This window comes from Rhodococcus sp. MurmanLake-1, from assembly GCF_056945715.1.
The window spans coordinates 675,499-688,598 of the sequence record NZ_JBWZNF010000002.1 but is presented as its reverse complement, the minus strand read 5'-3'; the positions used below and the strand labels follow the sequence as shown (position 1 = coordinate 688,598).

Below are 13,100 nucleotides of genomic sequence, written 5' to 3'. Positions count from 1 at the left end.
CCGACCGAAGGAGGGGCACCATGTCCGTAGATTCACGGTCAGCGAGGATCGCCGTCACCGGCGCTACCGGTCATATCGGCGGACTGGTGGCCCGGTCGTTGGCCGACGCCGGTGTCCCGCAGCGACTGATCGCACGGTCGGTCAACCGATTACCGCAGCTCCCCGGTGCCGATTCGGCCGAGACCACGTACGGGGATCAGGAGAGCGCTCTCGCGGCTCTGGCCGGAATCGACACCCTCTTCATGGTCTCGGCGGCCGAAAGCGCAGATCGCCTGGATCAGCACCGCACCTTCATCGACGCCGCAGCGGAGGCCGGGGTCAGGCACATCGTCTACACGTCTTTCCTCGGTGCCGCTCCGGACGCGACGTTCACGCTCGCTCGCGATCACTGGATCACCGAGGAACATATCCGCGCTTCCGGACTCGCATTCACCTTCCTGCGCGACAGCTTCTACCTCGATTTCCTACCCGCTCTCGCCGGTGAAGACGGTGTGATCCGCGGACCCGCAGGTGACGGTCTTGTCGGCGCGGTAGCGCGGTCCGACATTGCTGCCGTCGCCGTGTCGGTTCTGCAGGATCTGGATTCTCATGTCGGACAGACGTACAACCTGACCGGACGCGAGGCACTGACGCTCTCCGAGGCCGCGAGCATCATCACCGAGGTCACCGGCAAGCGGACCACGTACGTCGAGGAAATGCTCGAGGAAGCCTACGAGTCGCGGGCGTCGTACAACGCACCCGATTGGGAGCTCGATGCTTGGGTGTCGACGTACACCGCAATCGCGCAGGGTGAATTGGCGATGATCACGAGCACCGTGGAGGACCTTGTCGGCCGGCCTGCGCTCACGCTGCGTGAATTCCTCACAGCAGAAACCGCCTGATGCCACCACGCAAAGCAACCACGGCACGCAAGGCTGCCGCAAAGAAGGCTGCACCGAAGAAGGCTGCACCCAAGAAGAGTGCAACCAAAAAGACCGCCGCAAAGAAGACTGTCGCAAAGAAACGATCACGCGCTGTGATGCCCGACGTTCCGACAGCCGCTCCGGGCGAACGAGTCTGGCTTCTCGACGTACCCTTTCGGACGCCGGCGCCTGGTGCGCAGTTCGTCAAGAGATGGAAGAGCTACGCGTGGGTCGGCACTGAGTTGCCTGTAGAACTCGCTCCGTTCAAGGCACTCCCCTTCTCATATCAGCAGTGGGTCGAGGACGACATCAATGACAGCACCGGCGAACGCCCGGTTGCTGCACCCAAAATTCCTCGGCCCGAGCAGGTTTCGGGGGCTGCGGCCGTCGTCGACGCTGCTCGGGCCGGCAAACGCGGATTTCTGTTGGCAGACAATGCCGGCCTGGGTAAGACGCTGATCGCAGTGATGTCGGCCAAGACGATTGCCGAGGAACGCGGCGAAACCAACATCCTCGTCCTCGTCGATCGACCCGCACAGATCACCATTCCGCATTGGCGCTATTCCATCGCCTCGGTGGGCGACGGCGGATTCCGCTGGCTGATCATGTCGCCTGACCAATTGAAGAAGCTGATCGCGCGGAACGGCCGTCCCAAGTACACCTTCGGTGTGGTGATCGCGGACGAGGCCCAGCTGTACAGCAACGACACACAGCGCACAGCTGCCTTCGAGAAGGTTGCGCGCTTTTCCAATTCACACGAGCAAGCGCCGTTCGTCCTGTCCGTGACAGCAACACCGGGACATACGCCGGCAGATCAGCGTTACCTGGCGCCGCTTTTTGCGCAGCTGCATTCAGAACCTTCGGAGTACTGGTCCGACCTGGGTGCCAGGCTTGTCGAGTCCGGCATTCCGCTGGACAAGTCCTACGGGAAGTGGACGTGGAGCGCAGAGGCGAAGGAATCAGCGACCCTGCAATCCCAGGCGCTCGAGACCGTGCGTGGATGGATGTCGAACAGCAAACCGCCCTTGATGATTCATCGACCGACTCCGTGGGGACCCGTTCCGCTCGACGGTATGCCGATCGACCTCACGCATGCCCAGCGCGCCGAGTACGAGACCGAGTGGGCCGAGTACGCCTACGAAATGGGATTGGCCCGCAAGAGCCGCAACATCGCGCGGGGCCGTGCGCTTGTTCTGCGCTATCGACAGAAGGCGGGCATGATCCGCGCCGAATCGACGGCCCAGTGGGCGCAGGCGCAGGTCAAGGCAGGCAAACAGGTGTTGGTGGCCGTCGAATTCGTCTCCACGGCAGGCGATCCACTGGTCGAGATGATCGAAGACGCCGGGATCTCGGTGGCAAAACTGTTCGGCGCGGTGCCGGACAAGGAGGGTCAACGTCTGCGGTTTCAACGCGGGGATGCACCGGTCATCGTCTTCAATGTCACGACCTCGATCTCGCTCCACGCCAACGAAGCACTCCCCGACGGCACTCACGCGTCCTCGTTGCCACGGACGGGAATCTTTCATCAACCGCGATACTCAGGGATCGCGGCAGAACAGACATTCGGTCGGTCACACCGCGACTACCAGACGTGTCCATGGGTCATACCCTTCGGCGTGGGCACCAAGGAAGAGGACGTCGCCACGGTCATGTTGCGCAATCTCAATTCGGTCACAGGTCTGAAAGGCGGTGATCGATCCGGTCTGCGGTCGCTGTCCGAACTGCTCGGCGTCGAATGGCTAGAGCCCGATGTCTTGACCACAGAGACTTGACCTCGGAGGCTTGACCTCGGGGGCTTGACCACGGAGGCTTGACCTCGGAGGCTTGACCTTCCAATGGCCATCCAACGCGCGCACACGAACGGTTTCGGAGGTATGCCCCAATTCCACTCCACCATAACCGAATTCGGCTGACCGCTTCATTCCTTTCGGGACCTTGGGACTCAGGTATCTGTGACCTGACGTGGCAGACTCTTTCGAGTCGAGGTGCACCAGCCTCGAAACAGTGCCGAGAAACCGAGGGGTCCTATGCGCAATATCTACCGGTCATTGATGCGCAATGTCGGCCATACACAATGGTTCTCGGATCTCGGCAAGGATCTGGTTCCGCTCGATCGAGCAGTGCAGAGAGTGTCGGGCGGCAAGCTCTCACTCGTCGGCGAGAACACGGTGACCCAGCTACTGCTCACCACCACTGGCCGCAAGACCGGCCGTTCTCGCACCACACCACTCCTGTACGCACCCGACGGCGATGCGTTTGTCGTCGTCGGATCCAACTGGGGGCAGGATACGCATCCAGCGTGGACACTCAATTTGATGGCAAATCCCACCGCAATCGTGACAGTGAAGGGCGTCGAAATACCGGTCGGTGCGAGTCTGGCGGAGGGCGCCACGCGTAAGAAGTTGTGGAAGCTCGCGACCACCACGTGGCCACCGTACGAAACCTACGCCGATCGAGCATTCGGGCGCCAGATCCGCGTATTTCGACTCCAACCTGTCAAATAGCTGCTGGCGAGCGCAGGATGGGAAGGACCACCCTGCCGATCTCAGGAGCATTCGCGAATGTCCACAGCACTGACTCACGCAGAAGACACACAGATCACAGCTTCCAACGGGCGGATCGCACTGGAGCCGAACCCCCGCCGCATTCGAGCATTCTTCGCTGGTCACGCCGTCGCGGACACCACTCGTTCGGTGTACCTTTTCGAACGCGGCCGCCTGCCGATGTACTACATCCCTCGCGCGGACGTTCGCACCGAATTCCTCGTCCCGACGTCGACGACCACCCATTGCCCCTGGAAAGGCGACGCCACCTATTGGACGATCGAGATCGGGGATCGCCGGGCCGAGGACGCCGTCTGGTCCTACCCTGAACAGTTCGACGGTTCCCTGGACCTGAGTGAGTACGCCGCGTTCTATTGGGATCGCATGGACGCCTGGTACGAGGAGGATCAACAGGTCTTTGTCCACGCCCGCGATCCATACGTACGTATCGACGCACTCCCCTCGTCCCGACACGTCCAAGTTTTTGTCGGCGACGTACTGGTCGCCGAGACGACGCGACCCAGACTGCTGTTCGAAACCGGACTGCCCACGCGGTACTACATTCCGAGAATCGACGTTCGCAGCGAGTACTTTGTGCCGTCCCCGACCACCACGGCCTGCCCGTACAAGGGCACTGCGTCGTATCTGTCCTTCACCGGCACAACCGAACTCGCACCGATCGAGGATCTGGCGTGGTTCTATCCGTTCACCACCGCCGAAGCGTCCGGGATCGACAACCACGTGTCGTTCTATCCCGAACGCGTCGGCAAGATCCTGGTGGACGGTACCGAAATCTGACAGGCGCCGAAATCTGACAGGTGCGGGGATCCGAGAAGGTGCGGGTGCCTATCCCACCGAGACAAGGGATTCCGGGATTCGCAGTTCAGTCTTTTCCAGCCGGCGATCGTGCATCCACACCAACGCCGTTGCAACCGAGAAGACCAACCCGGCGATGCATACTCCGTTCCAGCCGTACGACTTCCACACCATCGACCCCACAGCCGAGCCCACGGCGGCACCCACGAAGTAGGTGGTCATGTACACCGAGTTCACACGCGAACGCGCTTCGGGGACAAGGGCGTAGATCACGTTCTGGTTGCTGACGTGCACTCCCTGCAGCGCGAGGTCGGCAAGAACGATGGCAACAAGAAACCACACTATATGCGTGGCACCGGAGGCAAACGGAAGCCACGAGACCAACAGAATCGCGATAGCTCCGCCCGTCGCCACCTGACCCAGTCCCCGATCGGCCAGCCTGCCCGCCACGGTCGCCATCAACGCTCCCGCCACGCCGAGTAGTCCGACCAGGCCGATTTGAGTATCGCTGTAGCCGAATTCGCCGGAGAGAAGAAAGGCCATTGTCGTGAAGACTGTGCTGACGGCAGCAAAAGCCAGCCCGCCCATGGCCGATCGAGTTCTCAGGCGCGGCAAGGTCGCAGCCAACTTCCCTACCGACACGAGCGTTGCGCCGTAGCTTGCCTTCGGTCGATCGGCGGAATCGGAAGGCAGAGATCGCCACAATGCCACGGCCATCACCACCATCAGAACCGCCGCAACCTTGTAGACCGTCGACCAACCTCCCAGTCCGGAGAGCACGCCGGCAACACTGCGCGCCAACAGGATTCCGATCAGCAGTCCACTCATGATCGTTCCGACCACCCGGCCGGACCGCTCAGGTTCGGCCAGTGAGGCGGCAAACGGAATCAGCACCTGTGCAGCAACCGAAAAGACCCCTGCCACTGCGATTCCCACGGCAAGCGTGGCAAAGTTGGGCGCAAATCCGCTGACCGCTTGACCGGTAGCCGCCAGCAGCATGAGCCCTACCGTCAGCTTGCGTCGGTCGACCATGTCGCCTACCGGAACCAGAAGTATCAATCCGAGTGCATACGCGACCTGTGCGATGGTCACCGTCGCGGCCGCTGCGGAGGCCGAGACGTTCAAGTGGTCCGAGATGGAATCGAGGAGTGGCTGATTGAAGTAGTTACCGCCCGCGCACAGACCCGTCGCTGCAGCCATCAGCAGCACTATCGGTAGTCCGAGCCTCGGACGCGCGTCGCTTGAAATCATGTCGTCAAGCATGACCGGCAACACCGACGTGCGTCCAATAGATAGATATGCATGATCTATCTCCAGAAGCGATAGATTGGTGCGATGGAACTACGTCACATCCGCTACGCCCTGGCAGTCACGGAAGACAGACACTTCAGCCGTGCTGCCGCGCGGTTGCACGTTTCACAGTCCGCGTTGAGTGCCCAGATCAGAGACCTCGAAAAGGAACTGGGAGTCGAATTGTTCAACCGCAACAGTCGAAACGTCGGCCTGACTGCTGCCGGGGAGGTTTTTGTCGCCCGCTCCCGTGAGGTGCTCGGCGCCGTGTCGAGACTGGTCAGTGATGTCTCGGCACGGAGCAACGAGCAAGTGCGGCTGACGGTCGGCACCATCACCTCGGCGGGGCGCGTCGACGTCGGCCGTGCGCTGGCAGATCTGACACGCCGCCACCCTGCAATCAACATCACCGCGCGACCGTACGGCAGTGAAGTAGTTATCGAAGGAGTCCGGTCCGGCGCCATCGACGTCGGCATCGTCGGATTGGCCGCAGGCCGCTTACCCAAGAGCTTTGCCGCCGCACCGTTGTGGAGTGAACCCACCGCAGCGTTTGTTGCTCCCGACCATCCCTTTGCCCAGGCCTCGTCGATCAGACTCGAAGACCTACGGGATCACACTCTCGTGGACTTCGCCTCCGGCAGCGAGGCCCGTGTCCAAACCGACCAAGCCTTCGCCGAATCACAGGTCCCACGCGGAAAAACGCTCGAAGCCAACTCGGTGGACCTGATCTGTTCACTGACCGCCAACGGCCTGGGTGTCGGTTTGCTCCCCCAGTCCATGAGCGCCCTACATCCCGAACTGGTCTGTATTCCGATCACCGATGCGCCGCATCGGATCGTCCACGCAATTACCGAACCCACCCATTCGTCGGCGCTCGCCCGCGAATTCGTCGAACTACTCGCGGCGCAGTTCGCTACTTGAGCAGTTTCGACATTCGCCTGTCCGCCAACGGCTTACCGCCTGTCTGGCACGTCGCACAGTATTGAAAAGAACGCTCCGCGAACGACACCTCGCGTACGACGTCACCGCACACCGGACAGGGAAGTCCGGTGCGAGCATGTACTCGCATCCCCGAGCGTTTCTCACCTTTGAGCCGCGCCGCGTCCTGACCTTCCGAACGTTCGATCGCGTCGGCCAGCGTGGACCGCATCACGGCATACAGCGTCGAAATCTGCTCCGGCGTCAGCCGCGACGAGGTCGCGAATGGCGATAGTTTCGCGGTGTGGAGGATCTCGTCCGAGTAGGCGTTCCCGATGCCGGCGATCAGCGACTGATCGACTATCGAGTTCTTGATCCGCGCCGACGTCCCGCCCAGAATCTCTGCGAACTCAGCTTTTGTCACAGCCATCGCGTCCGGCCCCAACCGGGCGATGCCCGGAACCTCCTGCGGATCGTTCACCACCCACACGGCGAGGCGCTTCTTGGTGCCGGCTTCGGTGAGATCGAACGCCGGCGTCAACCCTTCAGGTGTGAAGAAATGAACGCGCAGCGCCAACGGCCCCTTCCCCGGTTTCGGCGGCGTTGGCGACGGATTATCGAGCCACCGCATCCAACCGGCACGGGAGAGATGCGTGACCAACCACAACCCGTCGCAATCCAGAGCCAGATGTTTCCCGAAGCGGGCGGCGCCCGTGACGTCACGCCCTTGCAAAGCCGTGATCGGCGGATCGAAGGTCTTGAGCACACTCAATGCAGCGATATCGACGCGTCCCACTACTGCGCCGACCGCGTGCTGACGAAGGAACCCTGCCAGCGCTTCCACCTCGGGTAGTTCAGGCATGGCATCAGACTAACGCCGACCACGGACACTCACCGTGTGCTCAGTCCGTTTCGGTCAGCAGAACCACCGAGTGTCCACCGCGCGCCTTCGCTGCGTACATCGCGCGATCTGCACGTCGCAGCAAAGTGGGATAGGCGATGAGTGCATCGTCCGGCGATTCGAAAGGACCTGCGACCTTCGCGATTCCGACGCTCAGGGCGACCTCGGAATGGTCGGGAGCAGCGACCGTTGATCGCTGAAGTTCTTGTTCGAGTCGATCGACCGAGCGTTGATCGCCCGAATCGACGATGATGAACTCGTCGCCGCCGATCCGTGCGATCAAGGCCGCCGGGCCGGCGCATTCGACCAGTCTCGATCCGACCTTCTCGATCACAGCGTCCCCGACTGTGTGCCCGTACTCGTCGTTGATGGTCTTAAATCGATCGATGTCGACAGCGGCGACAACGACAAGCGCCGAATTCGCGTACGACCGCTCCAGTAGCAGTCGCACCTCGTCGGCCAGTCCCCTCCTGTTGAGTAGTCCGGTGAGCGGGTCCAACTGCGAATTCAACGCATCGGTGCCGAGAATGGAGAAGATGAACTGACAGGCAAAGGGGATCACGTAGATCGCGGCGCCGACGAGAACTGTCAAAGCGACCAGAACCGGAACATCCGAATAGTTCTCGACAACGGAAATGCGCGTCACAATGCCGATGACTACGACGAATACCCACAGCATGTGCAGGCTCTGTATTCGAGCATTGTGGAAGAACGCGATGTATCCACCGATCACCGAGAACATCACGGCATGGGCCAGTGCCGCAAGTGGATTGGAATACAACAGCATTGCGGCCGCTATTCCCACTTCCGAATAGAGCACAAAGGCGTATGACCAGGAACGGGAGAGGTTGCGCCTCGTCGAGAGGGCGACGGCCATCATCACGGTTATGACGATGATGACTGCGTTCGCGGTGCGCGCGTGCGGAGTGGTCGGTCCCTGTGGACTGAAGCGAGTCAAGAACATGATCACCGTGACCAGCACCAACGAGCAGACGACAAGAAACCGCGAGGCGACGGTCAACCCTTTGTCCGCGAGATAGCGATTGAAGGTGTCGAATTGGTCCGGACGCCGATACCAATCGACAAGTTGAGAAGAGATCAGCCGGAATGCGGGACCGGAGAGCGGCCGTTGAGACGCGACGGCGTCCGAACGCTCCACACCCTCGGCAGATTCCATAGGGTCAGGGTAATCCAGTCAACTCCCCGCAATCAGACAATTCTCACTGTTTGCCGTCCCACATCACAACTCGATCGCCGCCGGCGGCCTTCGCGCGGTACATCGAGGCGTCTGCTACTCGAAACAGTTCCGTCAACTCCTCGTCGGAAATGATCGAAGACCATTCGGCAGAGGTGATCGCGACTCCGACGCTGGTCGTCACCGCCGGATCACGATCGTCGATTCGCAGGTGCCTTCGCAGATTGTCCTCGAATGCGGGCGCTGCACCGACGTCGATCGTGTCCACCAAGACGAACTCGTCCCCACCGAATCTGGCGAAGAGCGCCTTCTCACCGCCGCACCACCGCAGTCGATCAGCAATCTCACGAAGTACGAGATCGCCTTCTTCGTGCCCCCGCGAGTCGTTGACGCTCTTGAACGAATCGACATCGACGATCACAACGACATACGACGACTTGCTCGACGCATGCCCCGTTGCCCCCATTTCGACAACAGCTCGCTGCAGCCCGCGCCGATTCAGAAGGCCGGTCAACGGATCCACATCCGAACTGTCCGCGTCGGAGCCGAGAAGTGAGAGGACGAACTGGCAGGCGAACGGGATGACCACGATCCCGGTGGCGATGATCAGACACAGTGCGGTGGCCAACGCAGGATCCGCGTAGACCGCGACCTTTCGTCCGACCACTGCCAGAACCACGATGGACAGGGCGATGTGAATCGCCTGGAGTCTCGCGTTGTGAAAATACGCGATGTACCCACCGATCAGTATCAAGAGCACGCACTGGATCAACCCGATGAAGGGGTCGCTGTTCAAGAACACACCGACGAATACGCCGACCTCGCAGTAGGCGACAAAAAAGTACGACCACCGACGCGTGATTTCGGGCAGAAGGCAGAAGAGCACGATCACCGCGACCGTGACTCCGATGATGACGGCGTTGACGACGCTGGTGACGTGGTTGTGCACGCCCGCGTCGCTGAAGCGCAGCAGAGTCATCGCAACGATGACCGTCGTCAGGGAACCGATGACCAGCAATCGGACGGCTAGCTCCAGGCCCTTCGTGGCGAGGTATCGATTGAAACTGTCGAACTGATCAGGACGCCGATACCACTGAACGAGAAGGTCGAAAGCCGACTTCACAGCTGATTTTTCACGGCCACGCGGAGCGGGCAGAATCGACTGCAGTCGGTCCTGCCCGAACGATGTCATGCGCAGATCATAGGTGCGCAGACCGTCGTTCGGGATCAAGAGCGCAGGATCGAGGCCGCAAATCCGCGGTCGGTGTCAGCGCCGAACGAGGTACGTGTCCATGATCCAACCGTGCTTCTCGCGCAGCTCCGCCCGGCGCGCGACGATCCGATCTTCGACGTCGCGCAGGTTGCCGGAAATCAACTCCTCGTCCGCGGTTCCGAGGTATGCCCCCCACCAGATTTCGGCATGGTCTTCGGCCACCTGAGTGAAGGTGCAATGCGCGTCGAGCATGACGACGGCGTTGTCCACGCCGTCGGGCAATCCCTCGGCCAGTTTGCGGCCGGTCGTGATGTGGATGGGTTCGCCGATTCGGTTGAGGACGATTCGGTGCTGTGCAGCCAACGACTGCACGCTGGTGATTCCCGGGATGACGGAGTAGTCGAACGTCACTCTCCCGCGAGCGAGCACGCGCTCGACGATCCGCAGAGTGCTGTCGTAGAGGGAGGGATCACCCCAGACGAGAATCGCTCCGACGCCAGGTTCGGCCGCGAATTCCGCTTCGAATTTCGCGGCCCGACGCTCGTGCCAGTCCTCGACAACCCCCTCGTAATCGGTCGGGGTTCGGTCCCGCGGCGGGTCCGTGATCTCGACCACCTTGTAGTCGAGGTGAACGTGCTCGTCGAGGATGCCGGTTCGCAAGTCGACCAGAGCCTGCTTCTCGTCACCCTTTCCGATGATGAAGAACGTATCGGCCCTGTTCATAGCCTTGATCGCCTGAACCGTCACCTGGTCGGGATCACCCGCACCGATACCGATCACCAAGAGTTCGCGCATGTGCCGAGGCTATATTGCCGTGCGCCTTTATTAACCGCGGGAGGTTAATAAAGGCGCACGGCAAGGCAGGCCCTAGACTGATTCCCGTGACTGTCTCCACTGCTTACGAAGACCTCCTCCGGCTCGTCATGGAGACGGGTACTGCCAAATCCGATCGAACCGGAACCGGCACCCGCAGCATCTTCGGTCACCAGATGCGTTTCGATCTTGCCGACGGCTTTCCGCTCGTCACCACCAAGAAGGTCCACCTCAAGTCGATCGTCAACGAGCTCCTGTGGTTCCTGCGCGGCGACTCCAATGTGGCGTGGCTGCACGAGCACGGCGTCTCCATCTGGGACGAGTGGGCCGACGAGAACGGCGAACTCGGACCCGTCTACGGCGTCCAGTGGCGTAGCTGGCCCACCCCTTCGGGCGAGCACATCGACCAGATCACGCAGACCGTCGAGACTCTGCGCTCCAACCCCGATTCGCGGCGAATCATCGTCTCGGCGTGGAACGTCGCCGACATTCCGCAGATGGCGCTGGCTCCATGCCACGCTTTCTTCCAGTTCTACGTCGCCGACGGCAAGCTCTCCTGCCAGCTGTACCAGCGCAGCGCCGACATGTTCCTCGGCGTTCCGTTCAACATCGCCAGCTACGCGCTGCTCACCCACATGATGGCCCAGCAGGCCGGACTCGAGGTCGGCGAGTTCGTCTGGACCGGCGGTGACTGCCACATCTACGACAACCACGTCGACCAGGTCACCGAGCAGCTCGGTCGCGAGCCCCTTCCGTTGCCGACCTTGAAGCTGAACAAACGCGACTCCATTTTCGACTACACCTTCGAGGACGTCGAGATCGTCGATTATCAGCACCACCCCGCGATCAAAGCGCCGGTAGCGGTCTGACGATGACCGATCGCACAGTCACCCTCATCTGGGCGCAGGCCCACGACGGCGTCATCGGCGTCGACAACACGATCCCGTGGCGCGTGTCCGAGGACATGGCTTACTTCAAACGCGTCACCATGGGACATCCGGTGATCATGGGACGGCGCACCTGGGACTCCATTCCGCTGAAGTTCCGGCCGTTCAGCGGGCGTCGGAACATCGTCGTCACGCGCGATCCGCAATGGCAAGCCGAAGGCGCCGAGGTAGTCCACAGGCTGGACGACGCCTTGGCGTTGCCGGACGGTGACGTATTCGTCGTCGGAGGCGGGCAAATTTATTCGGCTGCACTGCCATTCGCGACGCATCTCCTGGTGACCGAGGTCGACCTCGACATCGCCGGTGATGCCTTTGCTCCCGAGATCGGCCCCGAATGGAACCTGAAGTCCGACGAGCCCTGGCAGACCTCGGAGAAGAGCGGGCTGCGCTTCCGCTGGCTGGAATACACGCGCTGACCGACTTCCGCCGATAACGAGGCACCTCGCGAGTGAGTCGGTCATACTCCAAGAACGACATTCACCGCTTCCGAGAGGTCTTCGATGGACAAGAAGTCACTGACCGCTCTCGCTCGTCAACAGTTGAAACTGGCGGGCTCGGCGACCAGCGGTCGCAGTTCACAAACCGTCTACGGCGGCCACCAGCGCAGCCTGCGACAGACGGTGATCGCCCTGAGCGCCGGCAAGAGCCTCGCCGAACACGACAGTCCGGGCGAAGCCACACTGTTGGTCCTGAGCGGGAAGCTGAATCTTGTGTGTGGGAGCGACCAGTGGAAAGGATCCACCGGTGATTTCCTCACCGTGCCGGCCGACCGCCACAGCGTCGAAGCGCTCGAAGACGTTGCATTTCTGCTCACCGTCGCCATGAAGGGTTGAAGTCGGTACCGTCTTCCGGGTGAGCGAAACCGTGATCGAAGTGTCCATCGTCGCAGCCCCGTCCGTTCTGTGGCCCGCCCTGCGCGACCCGTCGCTGATTCGTCGTTGGTTCGGCTGGGAGTACGACGGTCTCGACGACGAAATCGCCCAGATCTACTCCACCGCTGAGGCCGATCCCGAGGCACTGACGCTGAAACTCGGAAACGGTGACCGCTTCTCACTTCTCGAACAAGACGGCAAGACGGTCGTCCGCATCGATCGGCCGGCCAAATCTGCCGACGACGACTGGTACGACGACATCACCGAGGGATGGACGACGTTCCTCCAGTTGCTCAGATTCGCAGTGGAGCACCACGGACTCGCTGAGCGAAGAACCATCTATCTCGACGGCCTGCTGCTCCCTGGCGAGAATGCGGCAACCGTCCTCGGGCTCACCGAAATCGGTTTGGAAGCGGGAAGTCGGTACGCGGCGACAATCGCTCCCGGCGACTATTTCGAAGGCGTCGTCGACTACGTCACCGATCACCAATTCGGGTTGACAGTCGAAGATCTCGGTCCTGGTCTACTCTCTGTCGCGACCCAGTCGGTGACTCCGCAGCGGCCAGACGGAGGCATGTCCATCCTGCTGACCACCTACGACCTGAGCGATGACGAGTTCGACGAAATCAAGCATCACTGGTCGTCGTGGTGGGAAGGTCGCCGTCAGGAGGGCTGACGTTCCGCGAGGCG

General features: G+C 61.4%; 14 protein-coding genes. 9 read left to right on the top strand and 5 right to left on the bottom strand.

Translation table 11 applies throughout. The features are described 5' to 3' along the window. Positions 1–20 precede the first annotated feature (20 nt). The 4 genes from AC2ETI_RS09645 (at position 21) to AC2ETI_RS09630 (ending at position 4,243) form a co-directional block, all read left to right on the top strand. Positions 21–881: an SDR family oxidoreductase gene (locus AC2ETI_RS09645; protein WP_483633829.1), complete on the top strand. Its 861-nt coding sequence runs from the start codon at positions 21–23 to the stop codon at positions 879–881. Continuing rightward, positions 881–2,674: a DEAD/DEAH box helicase family protein gene (locus tag AC2ETI_RS09640; protein WP_483633828.1), complete on the top strand. Its 1,794-nt coding sequence runs from the start codon at positions 881–883 to the stop codon at positions 2,672–2,674. The genes AC2ETI_RS09645 and AC2ETI_RS09640 overlap by 1 nt, the downstream gene beginning before the upstream one ends. Before the next feature lie 255 nt (positions 2,675–2,929). After that, positions 2,930–3,406 carry a nitroreductase/quinone reductase family protein gene (locus AC2ETI_RS09635; RefSeq protein WP_019744776.1) on the top strand — a complete coding sequence of 159 codons (477 nt, stop codon included), beginning with the start codon at positions 2,930–2,932 and terminating at the stop codon, positions 3,404–3,406. Between the two features lie 57 nt (positions 3,407–3,463). Next, positions 3,464–4,243, top strand: coding sequence for a DUF427 domain-containing protein (locus tag AC2ETI_RS09630; RefSeq protein ID WP_019744777.1), 780 nt, complete (start codon positions 3,464–3,466; stop codon positions 4,241–4,243). A 48-nt stretch (positions 4,244–4,291) separates the two neighbouring features. Here the strand turns inward: AC2ETI_RS09630 and AC2ETI_RS09625 are convergent, their stop codons facing one another. Next, entirely contained in the window at positions 4,292–5,524 is a 1,233-nt protein-coding gene (locus AC2ETI_RS09625; RefSeq protein ID WP_021332286.1) for an MFS transporter, read from the bottom strand. A gap of 72 nt (positions 5,525–5,596) precedes the next feature. On the opposite strand from AC2ETI_RS09625, the gene AC2ETI_RS09620 reads away from it, so the two are divergent. Beyond that, on the top strand, positions 5,597–6,472 hold the full coding sequence (locus AC2ETI_RS09620) for a LysR family transcriptional regulator (protein ID WP_483633827.1): 876 nt from the start codon (positions 5,597–5,599) through the stop codon (positions 6,470–6,472). On the opposite strand, the gene AC2ETI_RS09615 is transcribed toward AC2ETI_RS09620, so the two are convergent. The 4 genes from AC2ETI_RS09615 to cobF form a co-directional block, all read right to left on the bottom strand. Continuing rightward, positions 6,465–7,331, bottom strand: a complete 867-nt coding sequence (locus AC2ETI_RS09615; RefSeq protein ID WP_483633826.1) for an Fpg/Nei family DNA glycosylase — start codon at positions 7,329–7,331, stop codon at positions 6,465–6,467. The two genes, AC2ETI_RS09620 and AC2ETI_RS09615, sit on opposite strands and share 8 nt — an antisense overlap. Positions 7,332–7,371: 40 nt before the next feature. Next, positions 7,372–8,547, bottom strand: a complete 1,176-nt coding sequence (locus AC2ETI_RS09610; RefSeq protein ID WP_020970372.1) for a GGDEF domain-containing protein — start codon at positions 8,545–8,547, stop codon at positions 7,372–7,374. A gap of 43 nt (positions 8,548–8,590) precedes the next feature. Then, positions 8,591–9,757 (bottom strand): GGDEF domain-containing protein, encoded by a 1,167-nt coding sequence (locus AC2ETI_RS09605; protein ID WP_483633825.1) that lies wholly within the window; start codon positions 9,755–9,757, stop codon positions 8,591–8,593. A gap of 75 nt (positions 9,758–9,832) precedes the next feature. Next, a complete protein-coding gene (gene cobF / locus AC2ETI_RS09600; RefSeq protein ID WP_021332282.1) occupies positions 9,833–10,573 on the bottom strand; it encodes a precorrin-6A synthase (deacetylating) in 741 nt (246 codons plus the stop codon). Positions 10,574–10,659: 86 nt separating this feature from the next. Between cobF and AC2ETI_RS09595 the strand changes: the two genes are divergently transcribed. The 4 genes from AC2ETI_RS09595 (at position 10,660) to AC2ETI_RS09580 (ending at position 13,086) form a co-directional block, all read left to right on the top strand. Then, entirely contained in the window at positions 10,660–11,460 is an 801-nt protein-coding gene (locus tag AC2ETI_RS09595; protein WP_021332281.1) for a thymidylate synthase, read from the top strand. A 2-nt stretch (positions 11,461–11,462) separates the two neighbouring features. Beyond that, complete coding sequence (locus AC2ETI_RS09590) at positions 11,463–11,954, top strand: dihydrofolate reductase (protein WP_019744784.1); 492 nt, start codon at positions 11,463–11,465, stop codon at positions 11,952–11,954. A gap of 84 nt (positions 11,955–12,038) precedes the next feature. Then, positions 12,039–12,371, top strand: coding sequence for a cupin domain-containing protein (locus tag AC2ETI_RS09585; RefSeq protein ID WP_003946336.1), 333 nt, complete (start codon positions 12,039–12,041; stop codon positions 12,369–12,371). Between the two features lie 19 nt (positions 12,372–12,390). After that, positions 12,391–13,086 carry a hypothetical protein gene (locus tag AC2ETI_RS09580; RefSeq protein ID WP_019744785.1) on the top strand — a complete coding sequence of 232 codons (696 nt, stop codon included), beginning with the start codon at positions 12,391–12,393 and terminating at the stop codon, positions 13,084–13,086. Positions 13,087–13,100: the final 14 nt, after the last annotated feature.